The sequence below is a fragment of the Variovorax sp. Soil_C_17 genome, from assembly GCF_057657265.1.
On record NZ_JBDGIT010000003.1, the window covers coordinates 960,047 to 986,422 of the forward strand.

General features: G+C 66.9%; 27 protein-coding genes and 1 tRNA gene. 11 read left to right on the forward strand and 17 right to left on the reverse strand.

Annotated elements, in window-relative coordinates:
- Positions 1-55: 55 nt before the first annotated feature.
- Positions 56-877, reverse strand: a complete 822-nt coding sequence (locus AC3A6Y_RS19755) for an alpha/beta fold hydrolase (RefSeq protein ID WP_487869896.1) — start codon at positions 875-877, stop codon at positions 56-58.
- Between the two features lie 110 nt (positions 878-987).
- Positions 988-1,908, reverse strand: a complete 921-nt coding sequence (locus tag AC3A6Y_RS19760; protein ID WP_487869897.1) for a LysR substrate-binding domain-containing protein — start codon at positions 1,906-1,908, stop codon at positions 988-990.
- A 105-nt stretch (positions 1,909-2,013) separates the two neighbouring features.
- On the opposite strand from AC3A6Y_RS19760, the gene AC3A6Y_RS19765 reads away from it, so the two are divergent.
- Both AC3A6Y_RS19765 and AC3A6Y_RS19770 read left to right on the forward strand, forming a co-directional pair.
- Positions 2,014-3,186: a pyridoxal-phosphate dependent enzyme gene (locus AC3A6Y_RS19765; protein WP_487869898.1), complete on the forward strand. Its 1,173-nt coding sequence runs from the start codon at positions 2,014-2,016 to the stop codon at positions 3,184-3,186.
- Positions 3,187-3,204: 18 nt separating this feature from the next.
- On the forward strand, positions 3,205-4,179 hold the full coding sequence (locus AC3A6Y_RS19770) for a tripartite tricarboxylate transporter substrate-binding protein (RefSeq protein ID WP_487869899.1): 975 nt from the start codon (positions 3,205-3,207) through the stop codon (positions 4,177-4,179).
- A gap of 52 nt (positions 4,180-4,231) precedes the next feature.
- On the opposite strand, the gene AC3A6Y_RS19775 is transcribed toward AC3A6Y_RS19770, so the two are convergent.
- The 12 genes from AC3A6Y_RS19775 to AC3A6Y_RS19830 all read right to left on the reverse strand — a co-directional run bounded on the left by AC3A6Y_RS19775 (position 4,232) and on the right by AC3A6Y_RS19830 (position 13,500).
- Positions 4,232-4,402 (reverse strand): hypothetical protein, encoded by a 171-nt coding sequence (locus AC3A6Y_RS19775; protein ID WP_487869900.1) that lies wholly within the window; start codon positions 4,400-4,402, stop codon positions 4,232-4,234.
- 28 nt (positions 4,403-4,430) lie between these two features.
- Positions 4,431-4,658, reverse strand: coding sequence for a hypothetical protein (locus AC3A6Y_RS19780; protein WP_487869901.1), 228 nt, complete (start codon positions 4,656-4,658; stop codon positions 4,431-4,433).
- A 260-nt stretch (positions 4,659-4,918) separates the two neighbouring features.
- Positions 4,919-4,995 (reverse strand) — tRNA-Pro (locus AC3A6Y_RS19785).
- 26 nt (positions 4,996-5,021) lie between these two features.
- Complete coding sequence (locus AC3A6Y_RS19790; protein ID WP_487869902.1) at positions 5,022-5,489, reverse strand: MerR family transcriptional regulator; 468 nt, start codon at positions 5,487-5,489, stop codon at positions 5,022-5,024.
- 64 nt (positions 5,490-5,553) lie between these two features.
- A complete protein-coding gene (locus AC3A6Y_RS19795; protein ID WP_309971655.1) occupies positions 5,554-5,925 on the reverse strand; it encodes an integration host factor subunit alpha in 372 nt (123 codons plus the stop codon).
- Positions 5,922-8,363: a phenylalanine--tRNA ligase subunit beta gene (gene pheT / locus AC3A6Y_RS19800; protein WP_487869903.1), complete on the reverse strand. Its 2,442-nt coding sequence runs from the start codon at positions 8,361-8,363 to the stop codon at positions 5,922-5,924. Before pheT ends, AC3A6Y_RS19795 begins: the two co-directional genes overlap by 4 nt.
- Positions 8,364-8,385: 22 nt before the next feature.
- Positions 8,386-9,462: a phenylalanine--tRNA ligase subunit alpha gene (gene pheS / locus AC3A6Y_RS19805; RefSeq protein ID WP_487869904.1), complete on the reverse strand. Its 1,077-nt coding sequence runs from the start codon at positions 9,460-9,462 to the stop codon at positions 8,386-8,388.
- A gap of 130 nt (positions 9,463-9,592) precedes the next feature.
- Positions 9,593-9,952 carry a 50S ribosomal protein L20 gene (gene rplT / locus AC3A6Y_RS19810; protein WP_028253492.1) on the reverse strand — a complete coding sequence of 120 codons (360 nt, stop codon included), beginning with the start codon at positions 9,950-9,952 and terminating at the stop codon, positions 9,593-9,595.
- A gap of 24 nt (positions 9,953-9,976) precedes the next feature.
- On the reverse strand, positions 9,977-10,180 hold the full coding sequence (gene rpmI, locus AC3A6Y_RS19815; protein ID WP_028253491.1) for a 50S ribosomal protein L35: 204 nt from the start codon (positions 10,178-10,180) through the stop codon (positions 9,977-9,979).
- Between the two features lie 167 nt (positions 10,181-10,347).
- Positions 10,348-10,962 carry a translation initiation factor IF-3 gene (gene infC / locus AC3A6Y_RS19820; protein WP_487869973.1) on the reverse strand — a complete coding sequence of 205 codons (615 nt, stop codon included), beginning with the start codon at positions 10,960-10,962 and terminating at the stop codon, positions 10,348-10,350.
- A 99-nt stretch (positions 10,963-11,061) separates the two neighbouring features.
- On the reverse strand, positions 11,062-12,969 hold the full coding sequence (thrS, locus tag AC3A6Y_RS19825) for a threonine--tRNA ligase (RefSeq protein WP_487869905.1): 1,908 nt from the start codon (positions 12,967-12,969) through the stop codon (positions 11,062-11,064).
- Positions 12,970-13,188: 219 nt separating this feature from the next.
- Positions 13,189-13,500 carry a putative quinol monooxygenase gene (locus AC3A6Y_RS19830; RefSeq protein WP_487869906.1) on the reverse strand — a complete coding sequence of 104 codons (312 nt, stop codon included), beginning with the start codon at positions 13,498-13,500 and terminating at the stop codon, positions 13,189-13,191.
- Between the two features lie 115 nt (positions 13,501-13,615).
- Between AC3A6Y_RS19830 and AC3A6Y_RS19835 the strand changes: the two genes are divergently transcribed.
- On the forward strand, positions 13,616-14,578 hold the full coding sequence (locus AC3A6Y_RS19835; RefSeq protein ID WP_487869907.1) for a GlxA family transcriptional regulator: 963 nt from the start codon (positions 13,616-13,618) through the stop codon (positions 14,576-14,578).
- 58 nt (positions 14,579-14,636) lie between these two features.
- Here the strand turns inward: AC3A6Y_RS19835 and aceA are convergent, their stop codons facing one another.
- Entirely contained in the window at positions 14,637-15,956 is a 1,320-nt protein-coding gene (gene aceA, locus AC3A6Y_RS19840; protein WP_068675380.1) for an isocitrate lyase, read from the reverse strand.
- A gap of 222 nt (positions 15,957-16,178) precedes the next feature.
- The gene (locus tag AC3A6Y_RS19845) at positions 16,179-16,586 is read right to left on the reverse strand and encodes a gamma-glutamylcyclotransferase family protein (RefSeq protein ID WP_487869908.1); all 408 of its coding nucleotides are present in this window, start codon (positions 16,584-16,586) and stop codon (positions 16,179-16,181) included.
- Positions 16,587-16,622: 36 nt separating this feature from the next.
- On the opposite strand from AC3A6Y_RS19845, the gene AC3A6Y_RS19850 reads away from it, so the two are divergent.
- Both AC3A6Y_RS19850 and AC3A6Y_RS19855 read left to right on the forward strand, forming a co-directional pair.
- Positions 16,623-17,546, forward strand: a complete 924-nt coding sequence (locus AC3A6Y_RS19850; RefSeq protein ID WP_487869909.1) for a DMT family transporter — start codon at positions 16,623-16,625, stop codon at positions 17,544-17,546.
- A gap of 195 nt (positions 17,547-17,741) precedes the next feature.
- Positions 17,742-18,164 (forward strand): SWIB/MDM2 domain-containing protein, encoded by a 423-nt coding sequence (locus AC3A6Y_RS19855; protein ID WP_487869910.1) that lies wholly within the window; start codon positions 17,742-17,744, stop codon positions 18,162-18,164.
- 72 nt (positions 18,165-18,236) lie between these two features.
- On the opposite strand, the gene AC3A6Y_RS19860 is transcribed toward AC3A6Y_RS19855, so the two are convergent.
- A complete protein-coding gene (locus AC3A6Y_RS19860; RefSeq protein ID WP_487869911.1) occupies positions 18,237-19,961 on the reverse strand; it encodes a thiamine pyrophosphate-binding protein in 1,725 nt (574 codons plus the stop codon).
- A 96-nt stretch (positions 19,962-20,057) separates the two neighbouring features.
- Between AC3A6Y_RS19860 and AC3A6Y_RS19865 the strand changes: the two genes are divergently transcribed.
- The 6 genes from AC3A6Y_RS19865 (at position 20,058) to AC3A6Y_RS19890 (ending at position 26,326) form a co-directional block, all read left to right on the forward strand.
- Positions 20,058-20,705, forward strand: coding sequence for a TetR/AcrR family transcriptional regulator (locus AC3A6Y_RS19865; protein ID WP_487869912.1), 648 nt, complete (start codon positions 20,058-20,060; stop codon positions 20,703-20,705).
- A 118-nt stretch (positions 20,706-20,823) separates the two neighbouring features.
- Positions 20,824-21,798 carry a Bug family tripartite tricarboxylate transporter substrate binding protein gene (locus AC3A6Y_RS19870; protein WP_487869913.1) on the forward strand — a complete coding sequence of 325 codons (975 nt, stop codon included), beginning with the start codon at positions 20,824-20,826 and terminating at the stop codon, positions 21,796-21,798.
- Between the two features lie 50 nt (positions 21,799-21,848).
- Entirely contained in the window at positions 21,849-23,012 is a 1,164-nt protein-coding gene (locus AC3A6Y_RS19875) for a Gfo/Idh/MocA family protein (protein WP_487869914.1), read from the forward strand.
- A gap of 7 nt (positions 23,013-23,019) precedes the next feature.
- A complete protein-coding gene (locus AC3A6Y_RS19880) occupies positions 23,020-24,207 on the forward strand; it encodes a dihydrodipicolinate synthase family protein (protein WP_487869915.1) in 1,188 nt (395 codons plus the stop codon).
- A 25-nt stretch (positions 24,208-24,232) separates the two neighbouring features.
- Positions 24,233-25,255 (forward strand): NAD-dependent epimerase/dehydratase family protein, encoded by a 1,023-nt coding sequence (locus AC3A6Y_RS19885; RefSeq protein WP_487869916.1) that lies wholly within the window; start codon positions 24,233-24,235, stop codon positions 25,253-25,255.
- A gap of 3 nt (positions 25,256-25,258) precedes the next feature.
- Positions 25,259-26,326 (forward strand): dihydrodipicolinate synthase family protein, encoded by a 1,068-nt coding sequence (locus AC3A6Y_RS19890; protein ID WP_487869917.1) that lies wholly within the window; start codon positions 25,259-25,261, stop codon positions 26,324-26,326.
- Positions 26,327-26,376: the final 50 nt, after the last annotated feature.

Genomic DNA, 26,376 nt, shown 5'->3' on the forward strand with positions numbered 1-26,376 from the left:
TTAGGGGCTGCGGGTCCGGCGGGCTTCGGGGTCCGCAGGACCGCCGCCCGCAAGCTCAGCTCTTGATGAAGGCCAGCAGGTCTGGGTTGATCACCTCGGGATGCGTGGCGCACATGCCATGCGGCAGCCCCGGGTAGACCTTGAGCTGGGCACCCTTCACGAGCTCGGCCGACAGCAGGGCCGAGGCGCCGATCGGGACGATCTGGTCGTCATCGCCATGCATGATCAAGGTCGACACGTCGATCTTCTTGAGGTCCTCCGTGAAGTCGGTCTCCGAGAAGGCCTTGACGCAGTCGTAGTGGGCCTTGATACCGCCCATCATTCCCTGCAGCCACCAGTGCTGCCGAATGCCCTCGGAGATCTTGGCGCCGGGCCGGTTGTAGCCGTAGAAGGGCAAGGTGATGTCACGATAGAACTCGGCGCGGTTTCCGGCGACGCCGGCGCGGATGCCGTCGAACACGTCGATCGGCAGGCCGCCGGGATTGGCGGCGGTCTTCACCATGATCGGCGGCACGGCGCCGATCAGCACGGCCTTGGCCACGCGCTCGGAGCCGTGGCGTCCGAGGTAGCGCGCCACCTCGCCGCCGCCCGTCGAGTGGCCGATGTGGATCGCATCCTGGAGGTCGAGCGCCGCAGTGAGCGCCGCCAGATCGTCGGCGTAGGTGTCCATCTCGTTGCCGGTCCAGGTCTGCGTCGAGCGGCCGTGGCCGCGGCGGTCGTGTGCGATCACGCGAAAGCCCTGGGCGAGGAAGAACAGCATCTGGTTGTCCCAGTCGTCGCCGGAGAGCGGCCAGCCGTGGGAGAACACGATGGGCTGGCCGTGGCCCCAGTCCTTGTAGTAGATGGTGGTCCCGTCCTGGGTGGTGATGGTGGGCATGGTTGGGGTTTCCTTGGGGTGGGTCGGAGCAGGGAGTGTGGTGAAAAGCCGCGAACCGCGCAACGATCGACGCGATCGACGCGATCGATGCGATCGACGCCGTCGACGCCTCAGCGCAGATAGCGCTGCAGCCGCTGCCCGTCCTCCGCCAGTTGCTGGCGCATGACGGACAGGAAGGCCCGGGCCGTGGCCGACAGCACCTTGCCGGCAGGCAGGGCCAGCAGGCAGGCGAAGGGCACGTCGATCGAGAGCTTGCGTACGACCAGCCCGCGCTCGGCATAGTCGAGCGCGGTGATCGGATTGACCAGGCCCACGCCCAGGCCCTGCAGGGCCATCTCGCAAACGCTGGCCGCGTAGGGCGTCTGTGCGGCCAGCCGCAAGGCGATGCCCTGCGCCGCCATGGCGGCCTCGAGCCGGCGGTGGGCCGGGTCCTCGGGGTTCAGGGCGAGGAATGGAAGCTCCGCGAGTTGCTGGGGCTTGACGGTCTTGAAGCGCGCCAGCGCATGGCCCTGCGGCATCACGATCACTCCGGGAAGGCGCGCGAAGGTCGAATGCTCGATGCCCTCCAGCGGCAGCTCGTCGGCCATGAGGCCGAAATCCGAGATGCCCATGGCCACGCGGTCGCGCACGTCCTTCGAGCTCAGCACCTGCAGCGACACCTGCGGCCATGCGCCTTCGCCGCGCTGCGCCTTCAGTCGCGCCAGTGCCCGCGGCATGAAGCCGAGCCCGAAGGCCGGATAGCAGCTGAGCTGGAGCTGGTTGACGCCGAAGTCGCGCAGGCTGCGCAACCGATGCTCGATGGCGTCCATGCCGATGAACACGCGCTCCACCTCCGTCCAGAGCGCATGCGCCTCCGGTGTGGGGACCAGCCGCGCGCCGATGCGCTGGAAAAGCACCATGCCGGACTGGGTCTCCAGGCGCTTGAGGGACTGGCTGACGGCGGGCTGGGTCACCTGCAGCTGACCCGCGGCCTTGCGCGTGGTGCCGCTGCGCATCAGCGCCCGAAAGGTCTCGATCTCGGCGAAGCGCATTGATAAGTTCAGTTATCGGATGAGTAGATGGGACGCTTTCATTTTATTTACCTCCGCCTAGGATGAGCACATCGATTCACTCAGCCACGAAAGAAAACCCAAGCCATGAGCACCGCGCTCCGCGCCCCCGTGCAGCCGGCCCGGCCGATCAGGAATCCGCTCCTGCGCGGCCTGCAATGCCTGCGGTGCAACGCCCCTTATCCGATCCGCTTGGCGCACGAGGGCTGCCCCGCCTGCCGCGCCGAGGGCATGCACGTGAGCCTGCGCGCCAGCTACGGCTACGGGGCGGCCGGCATGGCCGGTGCCTCGGTTCCGTTGATGCCGTACACGCAAGGCTTCACCCTGGGCGAAGGCGACACGCCGCTGCTGGCCTTGCCCGAGTTGGCGCGCCGCTTCGGCATCGCGCGCCTCGCGATCAAGGACGAGTCCTGCAATCCGACCGGCTCTCACAAGGACCGGATGAGCGCCGTGGGCGTCTCGCAGGCGCTGGACTTCGGCGCCCACACGCTGGTGCTCGCCTCTTCGGGCAACGCGGCGGTGTCGGCGGCGCGTTACGCGCAGCTCGCCGGCCTGACCTGCGAGGTCGCGACCTACGAAGACATGCCGGCTGCCTACGCGAAGTCCCTGGCGATCGCGGGCGCCCGGCGCTTCGCCTTCGCGGACAACGCCGCGCGCTGGGCCTTCGTGCGCGAGCGTGCGCAGCGCGCAGGCTTTTTTGCGCTCACCAATCACAGCCTGCCGGCGCTTGGCAGCGCGCCGCTCGCGATCGAGGGCTACAAGCCCATCGCTCACGAGTGCCTGGAACAGGGCGGCCTGCCCGACCATGTGATCGTGCCGACGGCGCGCGGCGATCTGGCCTGGGGCATCTTCGCCGGCTTTCGCGACCTGCTCGCCGCCGGCCGCATCGCGAGGCTGCCGCGCATCTGGGCCGTCGAGCCCTTCGCCCGGCTCTCGCGCGTGCTCGAGGGCGGCGCACTGGAGGCCGACTATCCCGGACGCACCGCGCAGTTCTCCACCGCCGGCACCACGGTGACCTTCCTGCAATGGCAGGCGGTGGTGTCCAGCGGCGGCGGCGCCGTGGTGGTGGGCGACGACGAGGCCCGCGCAGCCCGGCGCCTGCTCACGCAGGCGGGCGTGAGCGCGGAGCTTTGCGCGGCGTCCGGCCTGGGCGCTCTGCAACGCCTGCGCGAGCGCGGCGCGGTCGGCGCAAGCGATCACGTGGTGCTGATGCTCACCGCCGATGCCTCGCGCGACCCGAGCTGGCCCGATCCTGTTTAAGCGCTTCAAGGAGTCTTCATGTCACCAATGCATCGCCGCACCTTCCTGAGCGCGGCCGCGCTGATGGCCGCAGCGCCGAGGGCCTGGGCCGCGTTTCCCGACCGGCCGATCAAGCTGATCGTGCCCTGGGCTGCCGGAGGCAGCACCGATGCCATTGCACGCGCGATCGCGCAGGGCATGAGCGGCACGATGGGGGTTTCCGTCGTCGTGGACAACCGGCCCGGTGCCGCCGGACAGATCGGCACCGAAGCCGCTGCCCGCGCCGCCCCGGATGGCTACACGACCGCCATCGTCGAGCTCCCGCATGCCATCGCGCCGGCGGTGATGACCCGCCTGCCCTACGACCTGCTGCGCGACTTCACGCCGGTGACGATGATCGGCACCTCGCCGCTGGTCTTCTTCGGGGGCACCGGCGCCGATGCGAAGGACTTCAGGAGCTTCATGAAGGCAGCGGCTGCCGCTGCCTCGCCGCCGGCCATCGCGCACAGCGGCGCCGGCACCGTGAGCCATCTCGCCGCCGAACTGCTGGCCACCCGCAGCGGTCTCCGCTTCAACATGGTGCCGTACCGCGGCTCGGCACCGGCGCTCAACGACGTGGCGGCCGGCCTGGTGGCGGGCCACTTCGCGACGCTCGCCAGCGGCGCCAGCCTGCTTGCGTCCGGCAAGATCCGCGCCTTGGCCGTGGCCAGCCCGCGGCGCGTGCCGATGCCGGCGCTGAAGGACGTGCCGACGCTGGCGGAGGCCGGCATCAAGGGCCTCGAAATCGACCAGTGGTGGGCCATGGTGGCGCCGGCCACCACGCCGCTCGAGGTGGTCGAGCACCTGCGCAAGGAGGCGGCGGCAGCCCTGGCGCAGCCGGCAGTCAGGGAGCGGTTATCTGCACTGGCCGTGGACCTGAAGTCCTCCAGCAGCGGCGAGCTGCGAAGCTTCATGCGCTCGGAGGCCGAGCGCTGGCAGAAGGTGGCGAAGGAAATCGGGTTGCAGCCGCAGTAGTGGCGGGCTGTCGCTGCGTCCGGCGCGCGCAGCGCAAGGGCGCTTTCGGTGCCTAGCTCGCGCCGTCGCTCGCTGGCTTCACGAACCCTGCGGCGTTTTCGCCCTTCCCAGGCTCCGCCTCGTCGGCAAGGATGTCTTCCTCCTCTTCAGGAACATCCCGGCGCGCATCCGGATCTGGGACCAGCACCGGTTTGTCTTGCGGTGGCTTGACGTACTGGGTCATGTTGCTCTCCTTGCCGAAGACGCGGCTGTTACCCCTGAGTCCGGCCGACCTGTCGGCCGGCCTTTCGAATCGGCACGAAGTGCGCCGCAAGGTCCATCCACTCCTTGTGGAGCACATCGATTTCGCCGAGCTTCTGCTCCATCTCGTCGACGTCGAGGGGTCCGCCCGCCATGACGGCGTCCATCATGTCGCGGTGCTCGTCGCAAGCACGCTTCCAGGCGTCGTAACACTCTCTGAACTTGTCCGGTGTCGGCATCACCTCTGCTCCTGCTTGAACGAAGTGGGTGTGAAGATACTTTGATGCTTCGCCAAGCTATGCCGTAGCGGACATGGCGGTCTGTAGGAGCCGACCGCATGAGAGGGGAAGCTGAGAAGCGCCCGCATGCGTTGAAGAGCCGCCGGCGGGCGGCGTCGCCTGAAGAGGCTGGGCTGGTCTGACGACCCGAGAAGCTGTGAGCCGCAACGAAAAACGGGTCAGGGCTTGTGGCCCTGACCCGTTGATCTATCTAACGATTTTGGTCGGTGTGAAAGGATTCGAACCTTCGACCCCTTGCACCCCATGCAAGTGCGCTACCAGGCTGCGCCACACACCGAAGCTCGCGATTATAGCGTGCCGTTTTCAGTGGCCCGGACTCAGCAGCTCGCGAATTTCATACAACTCGCGTCTCAGGCGCAGCAGCTGCGATAGGTCGAGGCTCGGGCCGCCAGTGCCGCCGGGCGCATCGAAGTCTTCCTGAAGCGCAGCGTCGAACTCCTCCTGGTCGATCTCCACGGCTTCCATGCCTTCGAGCGGCACCTCGCCGGCCTTGCGGCGGTCCCGCTCCGACTGCACCATTTCTTGAAGCTTGTTGCGCGCACCGCTGATCGTGAAGCCCTGGTCATAGAGCAGGTCGCGGATGCGGCGGATCATCAGCACCTCGTGGTGCTGGTAGTAGCGGCGGTTGCCGCGCCGCTTCATCGGCCGCAGCTGGGTGAATTCCTGCTCCCAATACCGCAACACATGCGGCTTCACGCCGCACAGCTCGCCGACTTCACCGATCGTGAAGTAGCGTTTGACGGGGATAGGCGGCAGGAGCGTTTTCTCCATTGAAATCAATGCGGTGCGAGAGGAACCTTAGAGATTACTCCACGCCGGGCACAAGGGCCAAGCACTATTCGGTGCCGAGGCTCCACTCGACATCCTGCGGGCCTTCGTCGCCGGCGCTGCCCTGGATCTGCTCCTTCAACTTGGCACTTGCGTGAAAGGTCGCCACACGCCGCTCGCCGATCGGGATGGCCTCGCCGGTACGCGGATTGCGGCCCGGTCGCGGCGCCTTCACGCGGATCTGGAAATTGCCGAAGCCCGAGATCTTCACGTCCGTGCCCTCGATCAGGCTGCGCGCGATCAGGTCGAAGAAGGCCTCGACCATGTCCTTGGACTCGCGCTTGTTGAGGCCGATCTGCTCGAACAGAAGGTCGGCCAGGTGCGCCTTCGTCAGTGCCGGCGTTTCCAGGGCTTCGAGCGTGAAATCCATGAGCTTCATACCCGCAAGTGCGCGCCGAGCCGCGCGCTGAGTTGTTCGAGGATCGCAGCCACTGCCGCTTCGACCTGCTCGTCGGTCAGCGTGGCGCCGTCGCTGTTGAAGCGCAGGCGCACCGCCATGCTCTTCTCGCCGCGCGCGAGGCCACCGGGGCCCACGGGCGCGTCGCGGTCCACCGGCGGGCGGTAGATGTCGAACAGCACGGCGTCGCGCAGGAGGGCCGGATCGGCGGCTGCGCGGATGGTCCGCATGAGCGCATCGTGCGCGACGGCTTCGGCCACCACCACGGCGATGTCGCGCTCCACCGCCTGGTGCTTGGGCACCGGCCGGGCCACCGGCACCGGCCGCGCAGTGACGGCATCGAGCTCGAGTTCGAAAAGGACCGGGGCCTGCGCGAACTCCCATTGCTGGCGCCAGCGCGGATGGAGCTCGCCGATCACGCCCACCGGCCGGCCGTCGAGCAGCACGCGCGCGGCGCGGCCCGGATGCAGCGCAGGATGCTCGGTGGCCTCGAAGCTCGCGACGCGGGGCGCCAGCAGGGCCTCGACGTCGCCCTTGAGGTCATAGAAGTCGGCGCGCTGCGGCTTGCCGTCCCAGCGCTCGGCCTCTGCGTCGCCCCAAGCCAGCCCGGCAACGCGCATGGGCTGATGCACGCCCTTGACGGTGCTGTCGGTGGTCGCGACCGTGTCGTCGCGCAGGAACACCCGACCCACCTCGAACACGCGCACGCGCGGGGCGCGGCGGTCGAGGTTGAACTTCAACACCTGCAGCAGCGAGCCGATCAGCGAGGAGCGCATCACGCTCATCTGGCTGGCGATCGGGTTCAGCAGCTTGATCGGATCGGCGTTGCCCGCGAGCTCATGCTCCCAGTGCGCCTCGACGAAGCTGAAGTTGATGGTTTCCTGGTAGCCCAGCGCGGCGAGCCGGTGGCGAACGGCGAAGTTGCTGCGCCGTGCCTCGAGCGGGACGCGGGCGGTGATCGGCGCCAGCGGGGCCGCGGTGGGCAGGTTGTTGTAGCCGACGAGGCGCGCGACCTCCTCGATCAGGTCTTCCTCGATCAGCAGGTCGAAGCGGTGCGGCGGGGGCGTGACCACCAGCACGCCGTCGCCCTCCTCGATGGGAAAGCCGAGCCGGCGCAGGGCGTCGCGGCACTGGGCCTGCGTCAGCGGCATGCCGATCACGCGCGCGGCACGCGCGACGCGCAGCGTGACGGGCTTGGCTTCGGCCTGGCGCAAGGTCTGGTCGTCGATCGGCCCGGCCTGGCCGCCGCAGATCTCGATGATCAGCTGCGTGATGCGATCGATGATCTGCACCGTGCGGCTCGGGTCGACGCCGCGCTCGAAACGGTGGCCCGCGTCGGTCGAGAAATTGAAGCGGCGCGCACGGCCCTGGATGGACTCGGGCCACCAGAACGCCGCCTCGACGTAGATGTTGCGCGTGTCGTCGGACACGGCGGTCGCATCGCCGCCCATGATGCCGGCCAGAGACTCGACCTGGTTGCGCTCGTCGGCGATCACGCCGACCTTCTCGTCCAGCGTCACGGTGGCGCCGTTGAGCAGCTTGAGCTGCTCGCCCGCCCTGCCCCAGCGCACGACGAGGCCGCCGCCGTGGATCTTGTCGAGATCGAAGATATGGCTGGGCTGCCCGTATTCGAACATCACGTAGTTCGAGATGTCGACCAGCGGCGTCACGCTGCGCTGTCCGCAGCGCGCCAGGCGCTCGACCATCCAGGCGGGCGTGGCGGCCTTGGTGTCGACACCGCGGACGATGCGGCCCGAGAAGCGGCCGCACAGGTCCGGGGCCTCGACCGAGACCCGCAGCCTGTCGGTGACGGCCGCTGCCACCGGCGGAATCGGCGGCGTCTTGAGCGGCGTGCCGGTCAACGCGGCCAGCTCGCGCGCGATGCCATAGACGGAAAGGCCGTGCGCGAGATTCGGCGTGAGCTTGAGGGTGAGCAGGGTGTCGTCGAGCTTGAGCAGCTCGCGCACATCTGCGCCGACCGGTGCATCGGCCGCCAGCTCGAGCAGGCCGCCGTGGTCCTCGCTGAGCTTCAGCTCGCGCGCCGAACACAGCATGCCCTGGCTTTCGACGCCGCGCAGCTTGCCGAGCTTGATCTGGAAGGGCTGGCCGTCCTCGCCCGGCGGGAGCTCGGCGCCGACCAGCGCCAATGGGACCTTGATGCCGGGGCGCGCGTTGGGCGCGCCGCACACGATGTTCAGCAGCGTGCCCTGGCCCGCGTCGACCTGGCACACGCGCAGACGGTCGGCATTGGGATGCGGCGCGGCTTCCTTGATCTCGCCCACCACCACTTTGCTGAAGGGCGGCGCGGCGGGCCGGCGCTCCTCGACCTCGAGGCCGCCCATGGTGAGCGTCTCGGCCAGCGCTTCGCTGTCGATGGGCGGGTTGCAGAACTCGCGCAACCAGGACTCGGGGAATTGCATCTCGCGTTCTCGTTCTGTCTGTTTACTGGAATTGGCTCAGGAAGCGCAGGTCGCCGTCGAAGAACAGCCGCAGGTCGTTCACGCCATAGCGCAGCATGGTGAGCCGGTCGGGGCCCATGCCGAAGGCAAAACCGATGTAGCGCTCGGGGTCCAGGCCCATGTTGCGCACCACCTGCGGGTGTACCTGGCCCGAACCCGAAACCTCGAGCCAGCGGCCGGCCAGCGGGCCGGTCTGGAACTGGATGTCGATCTCGGCGCTCGGCTCGGTGAAAGGGAAAAAGCTGGGGCGGAAGCGCAGCACCAGGTCGTCGGTCTCGAAGAAGGTGCGGCAGAAGTCGGTGAAGATGACCTTCAGATCCTTGAAGCTCACGTTCTCGCCCAGCCACAGGCCTTCGCACTGGTGGAACATCGGCGAGTGCGTGGCGTCGCTGTCGACGCGGTAGGTGCGGCCGGGTGCGATCACGCGGATCTCGGGTGCCTTGACGTTGCCGGTGGTGTCGGCCGCCGCGGCCGCGAACTCGGCCGCGTATTTCTTGATGTGCTGCTGCGCGTAGCGCACCTGCATCGGGCTGGTGTGCGGCCGCAGGTTGTAGGGAATGCCGTCTTCGCCGTTGATGTCGACGTAGAAGGTGTCCTGCATCGAGCGCGCAGGATGGTTTGGCGGGTTGTTGAGGGAGGTGAAGCTGTGCCAGTCGCTCTCGACCTCGGGGCCGTCGGCAACGTCGAAACCCATGCTCGAGAAGATCGCCTCGATGCGCTCCATCGTGCGGCTCACGGGGTGCAGGCCGCCGCCCGTGCGCCGGCGCCCGGGCAGGGTCACATCGAGTGCCTCGGCGCGCAGCTGGACGGCGAGCTCCGCTTCGGCGAGTTGCTGGCGGCGCTCGTTCAGCGCCGCCTCGATGGCCTGCTTGGCCACGTTGATCGCGGCGCCGCGCGACTTCTTCTCGTCGACGGAGAGAGCGGCCATACCCTTCATCAGCTCGGTGATGCGGCCGGCCTTGCCGAGAAACTGCGCCTTGGCGTTTTCGAGCTCGGCCGGCGCCTTGGCTTCGGCGAAGGCGGCGCGTGCGGTGGCGACCAGGGAGTCCAACTCGTTCATGGGAATTCTTGAGCGTGAGAGAGAAAGCGGCCGGAAGCGTGAATAAAAAAGGGCTGGAGCCCTTTCAAGCGCCAGCCCTTGTGCCGTGGGCGCAGGCGGCCGTCCGAGGAGCGGCAACCTGCTTGCGGGATCAAGCGGCCAGCTTGGCCTTGACCTGCTCCACGATGCCGGCAAAAGCGGCCTTGTCGTGCACGGCGATATCGGCGAGGACCTTGCGGTCGATCTCGATACCGGCCTTGCGGATGCCGTTGGCGAACTGGCTGTAGGTCAGGCCCAGTTCACGCGAAGCGGCATTGATACGGGCGATCCACAGTTGGCGGAACACGCGCTTCTTGGTACGGCGGTCACGGTAGGCGTATTGGCCCGCCTTCATCACCGCCTGCTTGGCGATGCGGAAGACATTGCCGCGACGACCGCGGAAACCCTTGGCGAGTGCGAGAACCTTCTTGTGGCGGGCGCGGGCCGTTACACCACGTTTGACGCGAGGCATGTGTGTACTCCTTGTTCGTCGTGATTAGATGCCGCTGCCGGGCAACATGGCGGCCATCGAGACCATGTTGGTCTCATGCACTGCCGTTGCACCACGCAGGTGACGCTTGTTCTTGGTGGTCTTCTTGGTCAGGATGTGACGCTTGAAGGCTTGACCGCGCTTGACGGTGCCACCGGGACGAACGCGGAAACGCTTTTTCGCGCTGCTCTTGGTCTTCATTTTGGGCATGTGAATGCTCCTTTCGTTTGTGCTCGTGAGGCGCCGGGGAGATTCCCACGGACTTGTCGGCCCCGAGACACTTCTTCATCCCGCCGCTGCCTGCGCCCGAAAGCGCAGGCAGCGGCGAAATCTCTTCAAAACCCTGTCCTGCCCCTGTCTCTCTCAGGCCTTGGGCCTTAGGCCGCTGCGGGCGCCGTCGTCGGCTCGGTGGCCGGCTTGGCTGCACCCCCGCCGCCCTTCTTGCGGCCCGGCGCGATCATCATGATCATCTGCCGGCCCTCGAGCTTCGGAAACTGCTCGACCACGATGGTGTCGCCGAGGTCGTCGCGGATGCGCTGCAACAGCGCCAGCCCGAGTTCCTGGTGCGTGATTTCGCGGCCGCGGAAGCGCAGCGTGATCTTGCACTTGTCGCCTTCATCGAGAAAGCGCCGGATGTTGCGCATCTTGATGTTGTAGTCGCCTTCGTCGGTCCCGGGCCGGAATTTGATTTCCTTGACCTCGATGACCTTCTGCTTCGACTTCGCCTCGGCGGCCTTCTTCTGCTCGTGGTACTTGAACTTGCCGTACTCGATCAGGCGACAGACCGGCGGATTGGCCGCCGCGACCACTTCCACGAGATCCACGTCTTGCTCACCGGCCAGCCGCAGGGCCTCGGCAAGACTCACGACACCCAACGGCTCGTTCTCGGGCCCGATCAGGCGAACTTCCGGGGCCATGATTTCCCGGTTCAGGCGGTGTTGGCGTTCCTCGCGGTGGCGGCGGTCGCGAAATGCAGTAGCGATGGTCAGGATCCTTCAATCAATCTGCTACAAAAACTGTAGCGAACACCTTCGAGTCCACGCCCACAAGCAGCCTGATTGGTCGAAATCAGCCTTTGAACCGCTTCGAATTCAAAGCTTGTGTTGGATGTCGTCGGCAATCTTTTTCGAGAACGCCTCAACCGACATGGCACCGAGATCAAGATTGCCTCGGGCGCGCACTGCGACGGCACCTGCTTCCTTTTCCTTGTCGCCCACGACGAGGATATAGGGAAGCTTTTGCAACGAATGCTTCCGTATTTTATACGTAATCTTCTCGTTGTGCAGGTCGAGCAAAACTCTAAGCCCTTGATTTTGCAGCGATTTCGCAACTTGAGATGCGTAATCGGCCTGTCCTTCGCTGATATTCAGCACGGCGACCTGCGTCGGCGCCAGCCAAGCGGGCAGCGCCCCCGCGTGGTGTTCGATCAGCATGCCGATGAAGCGCTCCAGGCTGCCCACGATCGCCCGGTGCAGCATGACGGGATGCGCCCGGCCGCTCGATTCCGTGACGTACTCGGCGCCGAGACGCTCGGCCATGTTGAAGTCCACCTGCATCGTGCCGCACTGCCAGTGGCGGCCGATGGCGTCGCGCAACGTGTACTCGATCTTGGGGCCGTAGAAGGCGCCCTCGCCCGGCGAAATCACGAAATCCACGCCCGAACGGCGCAGCGCTTCCATCAGTGCGCTCTCGGCCTTGTCCCAGAGTTCGTCTGAGCCGATGCGGTTGTCGGGCCGTGTCGCGATCTTGTAGAGGATGTCCGTGAAGCCGAAATCGGCATACACCTTGAGCAGCTGGCCTGTGTAGGCCACGCACTCTTCCAGGATCTGGTCTTCGGTGCAGAAGATGTGCCCATCATCCTGCGTGAAGCCGCGCACCCGCATGATGCCGTGCAGGCCACCCGAGGGCTCGTTTCGGTGGCACTGGCCGAACTCGCCATAGCGGATCGGCAGGTCGCGGTAGCTGCGCAGATCGCTCTTGAAGATCAGCACATGGCCCGGGCAGTTCATCGGCTTGAGCGCGTAGTCGCGCTTCTCCGACTCCGTGGTGAACATGTTCTCGCGATAGTTCTGCCAGTGGCCCGTCTTCTCCCACAGGCTCTTGTCGAGGATCTGCGGTCCTTTGACTTCCTGGTAGCCCGTGTCGCGGTACACCTTCCGCATGTACTGTTCGACCTGCTGCCAAATGGCCCAGCCCTTGGGATGCCAGAACACCACGCCCGGCGCCACCTCGTCGATGTGGAACAGGTCCAGCTCCTTGCCGAGCCGGCGATGGTCGCGCTTCTCGGCCTCCTCGATACGCCGGATGTAGTCGTCGAGCTGCTTCTTGTCTGCCCAGGCCGTGCCATAGATGCGTTGCAGCTGCTCGTTGCGGGCGTCGCCGCGCCAGTAGGCGCCGGCCAGCTTCGTGAGTTTGAAGACCTTGAGGAAACGTGTGTTCGGCACATGGGGGCCGCGGCACATGTCGACATACTCCTGGTGGTAGTACAGGCCCATCGCCTGCTCGTCGGGCATGTCCTCGACCAGCCGCAGCTTGTAGTCCTCGCCGCGCGACTTGAAGACCTCGACCACCTCGTTACGCGGCGTCATCTTCTTGACCACGTCGTAGTCCTGGGCGATCAGCTCGCGCATGCGTGTCTCGATCGCGGCCATGTCCTCGGGCGTGAAAGGGCGCTCGTAGGAGATGTCGTAGTAGAAGCCCTCCTCGATCACCGGCCCGATCACCATCTTGGCCGTCGGATAGAGCTGCTTGACCGCGTGGCCTACCAAGTGGGCCGTCGAGTGGCGGATGATCTCCAGCCCTTCGTCGTCCTTGGGCGTGATGATCTGCAGCCTGGCGTCCTGCTCGATCATGTCGCTCGCGTCGACGAGCCGGCCGTCGATCTTGCCGGCTACCGTCATCTTCGCGAGGCCAGGACCGATGGACTTGGCAACGTCGGCCACCGAAACGGGGCCGGGGAACTCGCGGCGCGAGTTGTCGGGAAGCGTGATCTGGATCATGAAAAAACCTCGGCGAGAAAACAAAAAAGCGCGGTCGTCGGACCGCGCTCAGGCTTGATGGAGGGCGCCGGAAACTTCCGGCATGCGCGGCCTACCGGCCTTCCCCTTCGAAGAAAAGGCCGCTCGTTCCTTGCGGTGTAGTTCGCGGTGTCATAACCAGGATGCCTTTCTCGCCCTTGTTGCTGCTCTGACGGAAGCTTGCAATTCTAGCCGCTGAGTTCAGGATGCAAGCGCGGCGTTCTTGAGGCCCAGCACCTCGATCGGCTCGATGGCTGGCGGCTTGGCAAACAGCTCCGGCGCCTTGGCCATGAGGGCCTGAGCGATCGGACCGTTCAGATGCGCCTGGCGGCCGGCCTCGTCCTCGAAGGCATCGAACACGCCGAAGGTGGTCGGCGAAAGGCGCAGGGCGAACCAGATCGGCGTCGTCTTCTCGTCGCGCGCCATTGCCAGCCCCGCTTCGAGGAACTGCTGCACCTCGGTTTCCTTGCCCGGCATGGCTTCGAGGCGGGCGAACAGTGCGTACTTGATCATGAGAGGTCTCCAGTGAACACGGCCGCGCGGGATTGCGCGTCCATGGCGATGACTCTATGCATCCCCCGGGAATCGACCTATTGGCATTCTTGACATCTTTGCTATCGTTGTTGCCATGAAGGTCAACCTGCTCGCGCTCGACGGCGTGTTCGACACGGGCCTGGCCACGGTGCAGGACGTCTTCAGCACGGCCAACGAGCTCGCGGCCATGCTGGGCATCGACATCGCGCCTTTCGAGCTGCGCGTGACGGGCGTGCGGAGAAGGGTCCAGACCTCGCAGCGGCTGCGCGTGCCGATCGTCTGCACGCCCGACACCGGGCAACCTGACTGGATCGTGGTACCGGCCCTTGGCGAGAAGATGCCCGAAGGACTGCAGGCCGCGCTGCAGCGGCGCGACGTCGCCGAGGCCGTGGAGGCCCTGCGCGCCCAAGCCGGCCAAGGCGTGCGCATCGCCGCCGCCTGCATCGGCACCTTCGTGCTGGCGGAGTCCGGCCTGCTAGACCAGCGACAGGCCACGACCACCTGGTGGCTGGCCTCGCTGTTCCGCCAGCGCTATCCGACCGTGAAGCTCGACGAATCGCGCATGCTGGTGAGCTCGGGCCCCTTCGTCACCGCCGGCGCGGCGCTGAGCCATATCGACATGGCGCTGCTGCTCGTGCGCCAGGCAAGCCCCGAGCTCGCGGCAACGGTGGCCAAGTACCTGATCGTCGACTCGCGCCCCTCTCAGTCGGCCTACGTGATCACCGACCACCTCACGCACTCGGACCCCACCGTCCAGCGTTTCGAGCGCTGGGCACGCGGCCGGCTGGCCGACGGCTTCTCCCTCGACGAGGCGGCCGCGGCAGCCGGCACCAGCAAGCGCACCCTCGCACGCCGCATGCAGCAGGTGCTGGGCAAGACGCCGCTGTCCTACTTCCAGGACCTTCGAGTGGAGCGCGCCGTGCACCTGCTGAAGACCACCGACAAGAGCCTGGAGCAGATCGCCGGGCTGGTCGGCTACGCCGAGGGCGTGACGCTGCGCGCCCTGCTGCGCCAGCGCCTGGGCCGCGGGGTGCGCGAGCTGCGCATGGTCGACTGAGCGAAAAAAATCCCCGCGGATTGCTCGCGCGGGGACCAAACTCAGTGACAGCAGAATGTCAGTGGAACTGCTCTTCTTCGGTGGAGCCGGTGAGGGCCGTGACGCTCGACTTGCCGCCCTGGATGACGGTGGTCACTTCGTCGAAGTAGCCGGTGCCGACCTCCTGCTGGTGCGACACGAAGGTGTAGCCGCGATCGCGCGCCGCGAACTCGGGCTCCTGCACCTTCTCGACATAGGCCGACATGCCGCGCTGCACGTAGTCCTGCGCCAGGTCGAACATGTTGAACCACATCGAGTGGATGCCGGCCAGCGTGATGAACTGGTACTTGTAGCCCATGGCGCCCAGCTCCCTTTGAAACTTGGCGATGGTGGCGTCGTCGAGGTTCTTCTTCCAGTTGAAGGAAGGCGAGCAGTTGTAGGCCAGCATCTTGCCCGGGTGCACCTTGTGCACGGCCTCGGCGAACTTGCGTGCGAACTCGAGGTCGGGCGTACCCGTTTCGCACCACACCAAGTCGGCGTAGTGGGCGTAGGCGATGGCGCGCGAGATGGCCTGGTCGATGCCTTTCTTCGTCTTGTAGAAGCCCTCGGCGGTGCGCTCGCCCGTGAGGAACGGCTTGTCGTTCTCGTCGTAGTCGCTGGTCAACAGGTCGGCCGCTTCGGCATCGGTGCGCGCAATCACCAGCGTCGGGGTGCCACAGACGTCGGCCGCCATGCGCGCGGCGATCAGCTTCTGCACCGCTTCGGTGGTCGGCACCAGCACCTTGCCGCCCATGTGGCCGCACTTCTTGACCGACGCGAGCTGGTCCTCGAAGTGCACGCCGCCGGCGCCGGCCTTGATCATCGCCTTCATGAGCTCGAAGCCGTTGAGCACGCCGCCGAAGCCAGCTTCGGCATCGGCCACGATGGGCGCGAAGTAGTCGACGTAGCCCTTGTCCCCGGGATTGGTGCCCTTCGACCACTGGATTTCATCGGCGCGGCGGAAGGTGTTGTTGATGCGCTCGACCACCGTCGGCACCGAGTCCACCGGATAGAGCGACTGGTCGGGGTACATGGCGGCGTAGCTGTTGTTGTCGGCGGCGACCTGCCAGCCCGAGAGGTAGATCGCCTTGATGCCGGCCTTGACCTGCTGCATGGCCTGGCCACCGGTGAGCGCGCCGAGGCAGTTGACGTAGGGCTCGTTGTTGACGAGGTCCCAGAGCTTCTCGGCGCCGCGGCGCGCAATCGTGTACTCGATCGGGAAGGAGCCGCGCAGGCGCACCACGTCGGCGGCGCTGTAGCCGCGCTTGATGCCCTTCCAGCGCGGGTTGGTCGCCCATTCTTTTTCAAGGGCGGCGATCTGCTGTTCGCGGCTCAGTTGTTCGGTAATGGTTTGCGGCATGGTGTCACTCCAAGGGTTGATTGAGGGGTGGGCGCTGAGGCCTTGGGAGCAACTGTACGCCAAGCCCCGCTGTCTTATGTCTTATAGAAGACATATTTTTGCCACAACAAAATCAACAACTTACGCGCACATTTTTCCATGCGGAACAAACTTTCTCATATCGAGAAAAAATATTGCGTCGCAGCAAACGGCGATTTCACGATGCGCAACTCGCCATCTCGCTCATGAAAAACGCGGCACCCGGTCGAACCAGTTGCCCGATGCGATCGCCGTGCGGCCTGCGACACGGGCCGGATGGATCTCGTAGACCAGGCACGCGATTTCCTTTTCGCCGACCTGGACCCGCACCTCGCGCTTGATGTACTCGCCGCTGTCGTCGGGCCTCACTTCCTCGAGCCGGTCAAGTTGCGCCTCGAGCGCCGGGGCGATGGCGTAGACCTCACCGATCAGCAGGCCGCTGCCGCCGAGCACCGCGCCCGGATAGCTGCCCAGGTCGTACAGCGTGCCGTGGATGCGCGCATCCGCCACGAAGCGCGGCGCCGGCACGAAGCGCGCGATGTCGTTGCGCCCGCCGCGGCGCAGCGTGCCGTAGACGAACACATGGCGGGCCTCTGAGGGGGAATGGGGCATCATCATCGGCTCGATCCTCGCAACGCGCCCAGTCTATTGAACCCCGCCCTCCCCGCACCCGGCCGTCTCGTCGCCTACGGTTGCCTGGCTCTCAGCATGTCGCTGGTCGGCAGCTACGTCGCGCTCTCCAAGCCCCTGGTGCTCGCCTTCCCCGTGTTCCTGCTCGCGTGGCTGCGCTTCGGGATCGCCGCGCTGGCAATGCCTCACTGGCTGCGCCGCCCGCACGACGAGCCGGCGATGACGGCGCGCACGCGCGGCCTGGTCTTTCTCGAGTCGTTCCTGGGCAACTTTCTGTTCTCCATCTGCATGCTGTTCGGCGTAAGCATGACCAGCGCCGTGTCGGCGGGCGTCATCATGGCTTCCATCCCCGCGGTGGTCGCGATCGGCAGCCGGGTTTTCCTGCGCGAGAGCATCACGCTGCGGACCTCCCTGGCCATTGCCTGCGCAGCCGGCGGCATCGGCCTGCTCGCGCTCGCGCCCACGCAGCCGTCGGCGCACGCGGCCGCCGCCGGCGCTTCCGTGCCCTGGCTCGGCAATCTGCTGGTGTTCTGCGCCGTGCTCTGCGAGGCGGCTTACGCGGTGATCGGCAAGTCGCTCACCGGCAAGCTGGGGCCCAAGCGCATCTCCTCGCTGATCAACCTCTGGGGATTCGTGCTCTCCACGCCGCTGGGCTTTTGGTTCGCGCTGCGCTTCGATTTCGGTACCGTCGCGCCGGGCTTGTGGGCCCTGCTGGTGGTCTACGCGCTGGCCGCGAGCGTCTGGACGGTGTGGCTCTGGATGACCGGCCTGAAGGGCGTGCCGGCCTCGCAGGCGGGCGTGTTCACGGTGATGCTGCCGGTGAGCGCGGCCATGGTCGGCGTGCTCGTCCTCGGCGAGAGCCTGTCGGCGCTGCAGGTCGGCGCCTTCGCGCTGGCGCTGCTCGGCGTGGTGCTCGCAACCTGGCCTTCGCGCCGCGCCTGAAGCACTGCAGTGCGCTCCGAGGGCACTCCAGGGTGCGAAAGACCTCCTTCTCTCCTCTGAAAAAACAACAGCCCCCAATGAAAAAGTCCCTTTTTCCCTTGGAAACGCGTTTCTTCTCCTTTAGCATCCGCAATGCCAGTGGAGACAGCGTTTTTCATTGGTGACGAGTGACCAATCCAAAAAAGGAAATCAACCATGGCAACTGCAAAGAAGGCTCCGGCCAAGAAAGCGCCTGCAAAGAAGGCTGCTCCCGCGAAGAAGGCCGCCGCACCGGCAAAGAAGGCTGCTCCGGCGAAGAAGGCGGCGGCACCCGCCAAGAAGGCTGCTCCCGCGAAGAAGGCTCCTGCAAAGAAGGCCCCCGCCAAGAAGCGCACGCCCAATGCCGCGTTCATGAAGGCCCTGACACCCAGCCCGGCGCTCGCCGCCGTCGTGGGTTCGACGCCTCTGCCGCGCACCGCCGTCGTGAGCAAGCTGTGGGACTACATCAAGAAGAACAACCTGCAGGACAAGGCCAACAAGCGCAACATCAACGCCGACGCCAAGCTGAAGGAAATCTTCGGCAAGCCGCAAGTGTCGATGTTCGAGCTGGCCTCGCTGATCGGCAAGCACGTCAAGTGAGCACGAAGCGCCTCAGGCGCTTCATTGAAAAAGCCGGCGCAAGCCGGCTTTTTTCTTGGCCGTTGCGAAGGCTCAATGGCTGCCGCGCGCCTGCGCCGCCTTGGTGATCGTCGACAGCGTGCCGCGCGTGGTGATCACCTCCGGGTCGAGCGGAATTTCGATCAGCGTGCCCGTATCGGCCGCCAGCGCGCGCAGCAACGCGGTCTCGAACTGCGCGGTCTCGGTCACGCGCTCGGCCGCATAGCCGTAGGCGCGGGCCAGCGCGCAGAAGTCCGGGTTGGCCAGGGCCGTCCCGCTCACCTTGGCCGGGTACTCGCGCTCCTGATGCATGCGGATGGTGCCGAACATGCCGTTGTTGAGCAGCACGATGATGCTTTTCCCGCCATGCTGCGAGGCCGTGGCGAGCTCTTGCCCATTCATCAGGAAGTCGCCGTCGCCCGCGATGGTGAAGGCGATGCGGCCGGTCGCGATATTCGCCGCAATGCCGGCCGGCACACCGTAGCCCATGGCACCGCTGGTCGGCGCGAGCTGCGTCTTGTACCCCTTGGCCAGGCCGTGATAGCGGAAGTAGCGATGCACCCAGCTCGCGAAATTGCCCGCACCGTTGGTGATGGCCGCGTCCGCCGGCAGATGCTGCTGCAGCACGCGAACCACCGCCGCCATATCGACCGCGCCGCGCGGCGACGCAGCCGGCAACCCGGCGAGTGCCTGGGGCTCCAGGTTGGCGAGGTAGTCGGCATGCAGCTGCGCGGTCCACGATTCCCAGGCCACTTCCGCCGGCGCGCTCAGCACCTCGAGGCTGCGCGCCGCGGCGCTCATGCCGGCGTTGATGGCCAGGTCGGCCTGGTAGACGCGATTCAGCTCCTCCGCGCTCGCATGGATGTGCACCAGCGTCTGGGCGGACCGGGGCGCTTCCAGCAGTGTGTAGCCACCGGTGGTCATCTCGCCCAGCCGTGGGCCGATGGCCAGCACCAGGTCGCTGTGCTTCACATGCTCGGCCAGCTTCGGATTGAGCGCGATGCCCACGTCGCCGGCGTAGAGCGGGTGGTGGTTGTCGAAGGTGTCCTGGAAGCGGAAGGCGTTCGCGACCGGCAACTTCCAGTTTTCGGCGAAGCGCTGCAGCGCCTGCGCCGCCTGCACGGTCCAGCCGCCGCCGCCCGCGATCACCAGCGGCCGCTGCGCCTTCAACAGCAGTTCGCGCAGCGTGCGCAGCGCGCCCGGATCGCTCCAGGGCTGCACGGCCTCCACGCGCGCCAGCGGCCGGGCCGCGGTCATGCTGCGCAGCATGTCTTCCGGGAGCACGAGCACCACCGGGCCGGGCCGCCCGTTCATCGCTGTCGCGAAGGCACGTGCGATGTACTCGGGAACGCGATCCGCGTCGTCGATGCGTTCCACGCGCTTGGCAAAGCCCTTGGTGCTGGGGCCGAAGAAGCTGCCGTAGTCGACCTCCTGGAAGGCCTCGCGATCGCGAAAATCGCTGCCGACGTCGCCGACGAAGAGCACCATCGGCGTCGAATCCTGGAAGGCGTTGTGCACGCCGATCGAGGCGTTGGTCGCCCCGGGCCCGCGCGTCACGAAGCAGATGCCGGGCCGGCCCGTCAGCTTGCCGTGCGCCTCGGCCATGAAGGCGGCCCCGCCCTCCTGCCGGTTGACGACGAAGCGGATGCGCTCCGAGTAGGCATGAAAGCCGTCGAGCACGGCCAGGAAGCTTTCGCCCGGAACCCCGAAAGCCAGCTCCACCCCCTGCTCGATGAGGCACTCGACGATCAGGTGGCCTGCGGTCTGCGACGAACTCATGGGTGGGTGCCTCTGCTGCAATATCGAAGGAAGCGGCGATTATCCGCACACCCCGCGAATGCTTGCTTTAATTCCCCAACTGGTTAAATTCCGCCCATGAACACGCCGCCCACAGCGCCCCTCGAACCCCGTTTGCGCGACGCCGATCGTTCACAGCTCGCGATCCTCGACTCGGCTCGCTGCGAGTTCGCGCAGCGCGGCCTGGCCGGCGCGCGCATGGACAGCATTGCCGCGCGCGCCGGGCTCAACAAGCGGCTGATCTACTACTACTTCGGCAGCAAGGACGACCTGTTCCTGGCCGTGCTCGAGCGCACCTACGCCGACATTCGCGAGGCCGAGCAGCAGTTGCACCTGGACGAGGTGGAGCCCGTGGAGGCGATCCGCCGGCTGGTCTCCTTCACCTGGCACTACTACCTCGACCACCCCGAGTTCATCACCCTGCTCAACAGCGAGAACCTGCACCGCGCTGCACACCTCAAGCGCTCCGAGCGCATCCAGGACATGAATTCGCCGCTGGTCCAGCTGCTTGACGGCGTGCTCGAGCGCGGCCGGCGGGAGAAGCTTTTCCGCTCCGGCGTGGATCCGGTGCAGCTGTACATCTCCATCGCCGCGCTCTGCTACTTCTACCTGTCGAACAACGACACCCTCTCGGCCATCTTCGGCCGCGACCTGCGCGCGCCCAAGGCCATGGCGCAGCGCCTGTCGCACATGACGGACCTCGTCCTGGGCTACGTCCTGCACTGATACGGGTATTTCCTAGGACCGGGCCGTTGCGGGCCCGGGCACGGCTTCCTAAAATCTCTAATTCACTTATTGGTGAATTGAAGTCGGGCCGCAGCGCCCCATCCAACCAGGAGACCCCGTGCCCCTCACCACCCGCCGCCACGCCCTCGTTGCCACGCTGGCCCTTTGCGCCGCCTTCGGCGCAAGCGCCCAGGCCCCCTACCCGAACAAGCCGATCCGCGTGATCGTGCCCTTCGCCGCCGGCAGTACCACCGACATCATTGCCCGCGCCATCGCCGACAAGATGGGCGCCAGCATGGGCCAGCCGCTGGTGATCGACAACCGCGGCGGCGCCAGCGGCACCATCGGCCAGCAGGCCGTGGCGACCGCGGCGCCGGACGGCTACACGATCATGATCCACTCGTCCTCGCACACGGTCAGCCCGTCGACCTTTGCCAAGCTGCCCTTCGACACGGTGGGCGACTTCGCCGGCGTCACGCCGATCTCCTCCCTGCCCAATGCGCTGGTGATCTCGCCCTCGAAGAACATCAAGACGCTGAAGGAGCTGATCGCGACCGCCAAGGCCAAGCCGGGCACGGTCAACTTCGCCTCCGCGGGCCAGGGCAGCGCGACGCACCTGAACGCCGAGAAGTTCAAGATGGCCGCCAACATCGATGCCACCAACATCCCCTTCAAGGGCTCGGCCGAGGCCGTGACCGAAGTCCTGGCCGGCCGCGTGGACTACTACTTCTCGCCCATCGCGCCGGTGATCGGCCAGATCAAGGACGGCCAGCTGCTGGCGCTGGCCGTTGGCTCGCCCAAGCGCGCTGCCGCCCTGCCCGATGTGCCCACCACCGCCGAGGCCGGGGTGCCCGGCTCGGAGTTCAACTTCTGGATCGGGATGATGGCGCCCGCCAAGACGCCGCGCGAGATCATCAACCGCCTGCACGACGAGGTGGAAAAGGCGCTGGCCAGCCCTGAGGTCAAGGAGCGCTTCCTCAAGCTGGGCGCCGACGCCTGGACGCTCAAGCCCGAGCAGTTCGACGCCTACATCAAGGAAGAGATCGCCAGCAACGCCAAGCTGGTGAAGGCCGCCGGCCTGACGCCCCAGTGACCCTCGACCGACTTTCCCGGACCTTCACCTCATTCGACAGACCTTCTGACATGGCTACCCAACGACTCGGACTCATCATGCACGGCGTCACCGGACGCATGGGCATGAACCAGCACCTCATCCGCTCGATCTGCGCGATCCGCGCGCAGGGCGGCGTCACCCTCTCCAACGGCGACCGCGTCATGCCCGACCCGATCCTGATCGGGCGCAACGCCGAGAAGATCGAGGCGTTGGCCAAGGCCCACGGCATCGAGCGCTGGGGCACCGACCTCGATCGCGCGCTGGAGAACAAGGACGACATCCTCTTCTTCGACGCCGGCACCACCCAGATGCGCCCCACGCTGCTGGCCAAGGCGATCCGCGCCGGCAAGCACGTCTACTGCGAGAAGCCGATCGCCACCAACCTCAACGAGGCGGTGGAGATCGCCCGCCTGGCGCAGGGCTCGGGCCTCAAGCACGGGGCGGTGCAGGACAAGCTCTTCCTGCCCGGCCTGCGCAAGCTGGACATGCTGCGCCGCGCGGGCTTCTTCGGCCGCATGCTGTCGGTGCGCCTGGAGTTCGGCTACTGGGTGTTCGAGGGCGATCTGCAGCCGATCCAGCGGCCCTCGTGGAACTACCGCAAGGAAGACGGCGGCGGGATGATCCTGGACATGATGTGCCACTGGCGCTATGTGCTGGACAACCTGTTCGGCGAGGTGCAGTCGGTGTCGTGCATCGGCGCGACCCACATCCCCAAGCGCTGGGACGAGAACGGCCAGCCCTACGAGGCCACGGCCGACGACGCGGCCTACGCGACCTGCGAGCTGCGCGGCCATGGCGGGGAGCCGGTGATCGCGCAGCTGAACATGAGCTGGGCCACCCGCGTCCGGCGCGACGACCTCGTGACTTTCCATGTGGATGGCACGGACGGCTCGGCGGTGGCGGGGCTCTCGTCGTGCCGGGCGCAGTCGCGCGTGGCGACGCCGCGGCCGGTGTGGAACCCGGACGAGAAGCAGACCATGAACTTCTTCGACCAGTGGCAGGAGATCCCGGACTCGCAGGCCTACGACAACGGCTTCAAGATCCAGTGGGAGCATTTCATCCGCCATGTGGTGGAGAACGCGCCGTACAAGTGGACGCTGCCCGAGGGCGCCAAGGGCGTTCAGCTGGTCGAGGCTGCGCTCGAATCGTGGCAGGGCCGTCGCTGGATCGACGTGCCGGAACTGAACATCTGAGGCGCCGATGGCTCTCTCGCTGACCCTTCCCGTTGCCGGCGGCACGCTGGCGGCCTACACCCTGCGCGGCACCACGCCGGTCAAGCCGCCGCCCGGCGTCCGGTTCAACCGCATCGCCTACTCGGCGGCGCACGTGGTGGCCGATCCACTGGCGGCGATCGACCCGTGGCTGCAGTGCGCCATCGACTGGGACACCACCATCGCCTACCGCCGCCACCTGTGGTCGCTGGGGCTGGGGGTGGCCGAGGCGATGGACACGGCGCAGCGCGGCATGGGCCTGGACTGGCCGACCTCGCTGGAGCTGATCCGACGCTCGCTCGATGCGGCCAAGGATGTGCCGGGTGCGCTGGTCGCCTCGGGCTGCGGCACCGACCACCTCAGCCTGATCGACGTGAAAAGCGTGGACGACGTGATCCGCGCCTACGAAGAGCAGATGGAAGCCATCGAGGCGCTGGGCGGCAAGCTGATCGTGATGGCCAGCCGCGCGCTGGCGCACGTGGCCGGGAGCCCGGCGGACTACGAGCAGGTGTACGACCGCATCCTGTCGCAGGCGAAGCAGCCGGTGGTGCTGCATTGGCTGGGCGACATGTTCGACCCCGCCCTTGCGGGCTACTGGGGGACGAAGAACATCGATGCCGCCATGGACACCGCGCTGGACATCATCGCCGCCCATCCGCACAAGGTCGACGGCATCAAGATCTCGCTGCTGGACAAGGACAAGGAGATCGCGATGCGCCGGCGCCTCCCGCCGGGCGTGCGCATGTACACGGGCGACGACTTCAACTACGCGGAGCTGATCGCCGGCGACGGCCACGGCCAGGAGCCCACGCACGGCAAGAGCGACGCACTGCTGGGCATCTTCGATGCGATCGCGCCGGCGGCCAGCGCCGCGCTGGGCGAGCTGGCGCAGGGCAACATCGACAGGTTCCACGCCATCCTGGGGCCGACGGTTCCGTTGTCGCGGCACATCTTCGCGGCGCCCACGCGCTTCTACAAGACGGGCGTGGTCTTCATGGCCTGGCTCAACGGGCACCAGAAGCACTTCACGATGGTGGGCGGGCAGCACAGCACGCGCTCGCTGCAGCACCTGGCGGAGCTGTTCCGGCTGGCCGATGCGGCCGATCTGCTGGAGCAGCCCGAGCTCGCGGTCGCGCGCATGAAGACGCTGCTGGCGCTGCACGGCATCGAGGACTGAACCGCCGCACCAGGGGAATCGCACCATGCCTTTGCCCGATCGCATCGAAGACCTGGAACAGCTCGAGGAACTCCTGTCCCGTCCTTCCGATGCGCTCGTGCAGACCCTGCAACGCGTCGAAGGCGACATCCTGGTGCTGGGCGTGGGCGGCAAGATGGGCCCGACCCTGGCGCGCATGGCCAAGCGCGCCAGCCCCAACCGGCAGGTGATCGGCGTGGCGCGCTTTTCCGAGCCGGGCCTGCGCGAGCGCCTGCAAGCGCAGGGCATCCGGTGCATCGAGGCCGACCTGCTTTCGCGCGAGGCGATGGCCGAGCTGCCCGAAGCGCCCAACGTCGTCTTCATGGCCGGCCGCAAGTTCGGCTCCTCGGGCAGCGAATGGCTGACCTGGGCCATGAATGCCCATGTGCCGGCGCTGGTGGCGGAGCGCTTCCGCCGCTCGCGCATCGTGGCCTTCTCCACCGCCTGCGTGTATCCCTTTGCCGACGTGCGCGGGCCCGGCGCGCCGGAGGACGTTCCGCCCACTCCGCCGCCCGGCGAGTACGCCAATTCCTGCGTGGCGCGCGAGCGCTTGTTCGAGCACTTCTCGCACCTGCACGGCACGCCGGGCCGGCTGATCCGCCTCTCCTACGCGATCGACATGCGCTACGGCGTGCTGCACGACCTGGCGCAAAAGCTCATGGCGCACCAGCCCATCGACCTGGCGATGGGCCATGCCAACATCATCTGGCAGGGCGAGGCCAACGACTGGACGCTGCGTGCTCTCGCACACTGCGAGACACCAACCTCGCCGCTCAACCTCAGCGGCCCGTCCATCGCCATCCGCGAGGCAGCCGAAGGACTTGCGCAGCGGCTCGGCGTCGAAGCGGTCTTCACCGGCCGCGAGGCCGACACGGCCTGGCTGATCGACTGCAGCCGCGCCTTCGAGCTCTTCGGCCCGCAGCAGGTCACGCTGCCGCGCATGCTGGACTGGACCGCCGACTGGGTCCGGCGCGGCATGGCCAGCCTGAACAAGCCCACGCACTTCGAAGCCCGCGACGGCAGGTACTGAGCCATGCACTACACGCAGCTCCCGCCCGCCGCGCTCGCCCTGCTCAGGCGCGGCACGGTGATCCCTGCGCACCTGCTGGCGCTCGATGCCCGGCGCCGGCTCGACGAGCGCCGCCAGCGGGCGCTGAGCCGCTACTACCTCGATGCCGGCGCCGGCGGCCTGGCCGTGGGCGTGCACTCGACGCAGTTCGCGATCCGCGAGCAGGGCCTCTACAAGCCCGTGCTCGAGCTCGCGATGCACGAGGCCCTGAACTGGGAGCCGCTGGAAGGCCGGCGCCCGCTCTTCATGATCGCCGGCCTGGCCGGCTCGACCGCGCAGGCCTGCGCAGAGGCCGCGCTCGCGCAGGCGCTGGGCTACCACGCGGGCCTGCTGAGCCTGGCGGCGTTGAAGGGTGCGAGCGAAGACGCGCTGATCGCGCACTGCCGCGCCGTCGCGGAAGTGATGCCGCTGGTCGGCTTCTACCTGCAGCCCGCCGTGGGCGGCATCCATCTGCCGGCCGGCTTCTGGCGCCGCTTCGCCACCATCGACAACGTGGTCGCCATCAAGATGGCCCCCTTCAACCGCTACCGCACGCTGGACGTGGTGCGCGGCGTGGTGGAGGCCGGCGCCGAGGAGCGGGTGACGCTCTACACCGGCAACGACGACCACATCGTGCTGGACCTGCTCGCGCCCTTCGTCTTCATGCGCGAAGGCCTGCCGGTCACCGTGCGGATCAAGGGCGGCCTGCTGGGCCACTGGAGCGTGGGAACGCGCCGTGCGGTGCAGCTGCTGTCGCGATTGCACGAGGCGGTCGCGGCCGGCCAGGTGCCCGCGGAGCTGCTCGCGCTCGACGCCCAGGTGACCGATTGCAATGCCGCCCTGTTCGACGTGGCCCACGAATTCCACGGCTGCATCGCCGGCTGCCACGAGGTGCTGCGGCGCCAGGGCCTGCTGGACGGCATCTGGTGCCTGGACCCGCTGGAAGGCCTCAGCCCCGGCCAGGCCGCCGAACTGACGCGCGTGCACGACGCCTACCCCGAACTCAACGACGACGGCTTCGTCGCCTCGCACCTGCAACGCTGGCTCGGCTAGCCAGCTCTTCACGCATCCCGTTTCCCCACTCCAACGCATCAACAGGAGAC

What these genes read in the sequence shown, in the direction of transcription:
- AC3A6Y_RS19865 (WP_487869912.1), top strand. Translation starts at nt 20,058, where the DNA reads ATGAACACGCCGCCCACAGCGCCCCTCGAACCCCGTTTGCGCGACGCC.
- AC3A6Y_RS19845 (WP_487869908.1), bottom strand. Translation starts at nt 16,586, where the DNA reads ATGCCCCATTCCCCCTCAGAGGCCCGCCATGTGTTCGTCTACGGCACG.
- AC3A6Y_RS19770 (WP_487869899.1), top strand. Translation starts at nt 3,205, where the DNA reads ATGTCACCAATGCATCGCCGCACCTTCCTGAGCGCGGCCGCGCTGATG.
- AC3A6Y_RS19765 (WP_487869898.1), top strand. Translation starts at nt 2,014, where the DNA reads ATGAGCACCGCGCTCCGCGCCCCCGTGCAGCCGGCCCGGCCGATCAGG.
- AC3A6Y_RS19860 (WP_487869911.1), bottom strand. Translation starts at nt 19,961, where the DNA reads ATGAGTTCGTCGCAGACCGCAGGCCACCTGATCGTCGAGTGCCTCATC.
- rplT (WP_028253492.1), bottom strand. Translation starts at nt 9,952, where the DNA reads ATGCCTCGCGTCAAACGTGGTGTAACGGCCCGCGCCCGCCACAAGAAG.
- rpmI (WP_028253491.1), bottom strand. Translation starts at nt 10,180, where the DNA reads ATGCCCAAAATGAAGACCAAGAGCAGCGCGAAAAAGCGTTTCCGCGTT.
- AC3A6Y_RS19855 (WP_487869910.1), top strand. Translation starts at nt 17,742, where the DNA reads ATGGCAACTGCAAAGAAGGCTCCGGCCAAGAAAGCGCCTGCAAAGAAG.
- AC3A6Y_RS19795 (WP_309971655.1), bottom strand. Translation starts at nt 5,925, where the DNA reads ATGAAGCTCATGGATTTCACGCTCGAAGCCCTGGAAACGCCGGCACTG.
- AC3A6Y_RS19890 (WP_487869917.1), top strand. Translation starts at nt 25,259, where the DNA reads ATGCACTACACGCAGCTCCCGCCCGCCGCGCTCGCCCTGCTCAGGCGC.
- AC3A6Y_RS19830 (WP_487869906.1), bottom strand. Translation starts at nt 13,500, where the DNA reads ATGATCAAGTACGCACTGTTCGCCCGCCTCGAAGCCATGCCGGGCAAG.
- AC3A6Y_RS19835 (WP_487869907.1), top strand. Translation starts at nt 13,616, where the DNA reads ATGAAGGTCAACCTGCTCGCGCTCGACGGCGTGTTCGACACGGGCCTG.
- AC3A6Y_RS19880 (WP_487869915.1), top strand. Translation starts at nt 23,020, where the DNA reads ATGGCTCTCTCGCTGACCCTTCCCGTTGCCGGCGGCACGCTGGCGGCC.
- AC3A6Y_RS19790 (WP_487869902.1), bottom strand. Translation starts at nt 5,489, where the DNA reads ATGGAGAAAACGCTCCTGCCGCCTATCCCCGTCAAACGCTACTTCACG.
- AC3A6Y_RS19760 (WP_487869897.1), bottom strand. Translation starts at nt 1,908, where the DNA reads ATGCGCTTCGCCGAGATCGAGACCTTTCGGGCGCTGATGCGCAGCGGC.
- thrS (WP_487869905.1), bottom strand. Translation starts at nt 12,969, where the DNA reads ATGATCCAGATCACGCTTCCCGACAACTCGCGCCGCGAGTTCCCCGGC.
- aceA (WP_068675380.1), bottom strand. Translation starts at nt 15,956, where the DNA reads ATGCCGCAAACCATTACCGAACAACTGAGCCGCGAACAGCAGATCGCC.
- AC3A6Y_RS19775 (WP_487869900.1), bottom strand. Translation starts at nt 4,402, where the DNA reads ATGACCCAGTACGTCAAGCCACCGCAAGACAAACCGGTGCTGGTCCCA.
- AC3A6Y_RS19755 (WP_487869896.1), bottom strand. Translation starts at nt 877, where the DNA reads ATGCCCACCATCACCACCCAGGACGGGACCACCATCTACTACAAGGAC.
- pheT (WP_487869903.1), bottom strand. Translation starts at nt 8,363, where the DNA reads ATGCAATTCCCCGAGTCCTGGTTGCGCGAGTTCTGCAACCCGCCCATC.
- AC3A6Y_RS19885 (WP_487869916.1), top strand. Translation starts at nt 24,233, where the DNA reads ATGCCTTTGCCCGATCGCATCGAAGACCTGGAACAGCTCGAGGAACTC.
- pheS (WP_487869904.1), bottom strand. Translation starts at nt 9,462, where the DNA reads ATGAACGAGTTGGACTCCCTGGTCGCCACCGCACGCGCCGCCTTCGCC.
- AC3A6Y_RS19780 (WP_487869901.1), bottom strand. Translation starts at nt 4,658, where the DNA reads ATGCCGACACCGGACAAGTTCAGAGAGTGTTACGACGCCTGGAAGCGT.
- AC3A6Y_RS19875 (WP_487869914.1), top strand. Translation starts at nt 21,849, where the DNA reads ATGGCTACCCAACGACTCGGACTCATCATGCACGGCGTCACCGGACGC.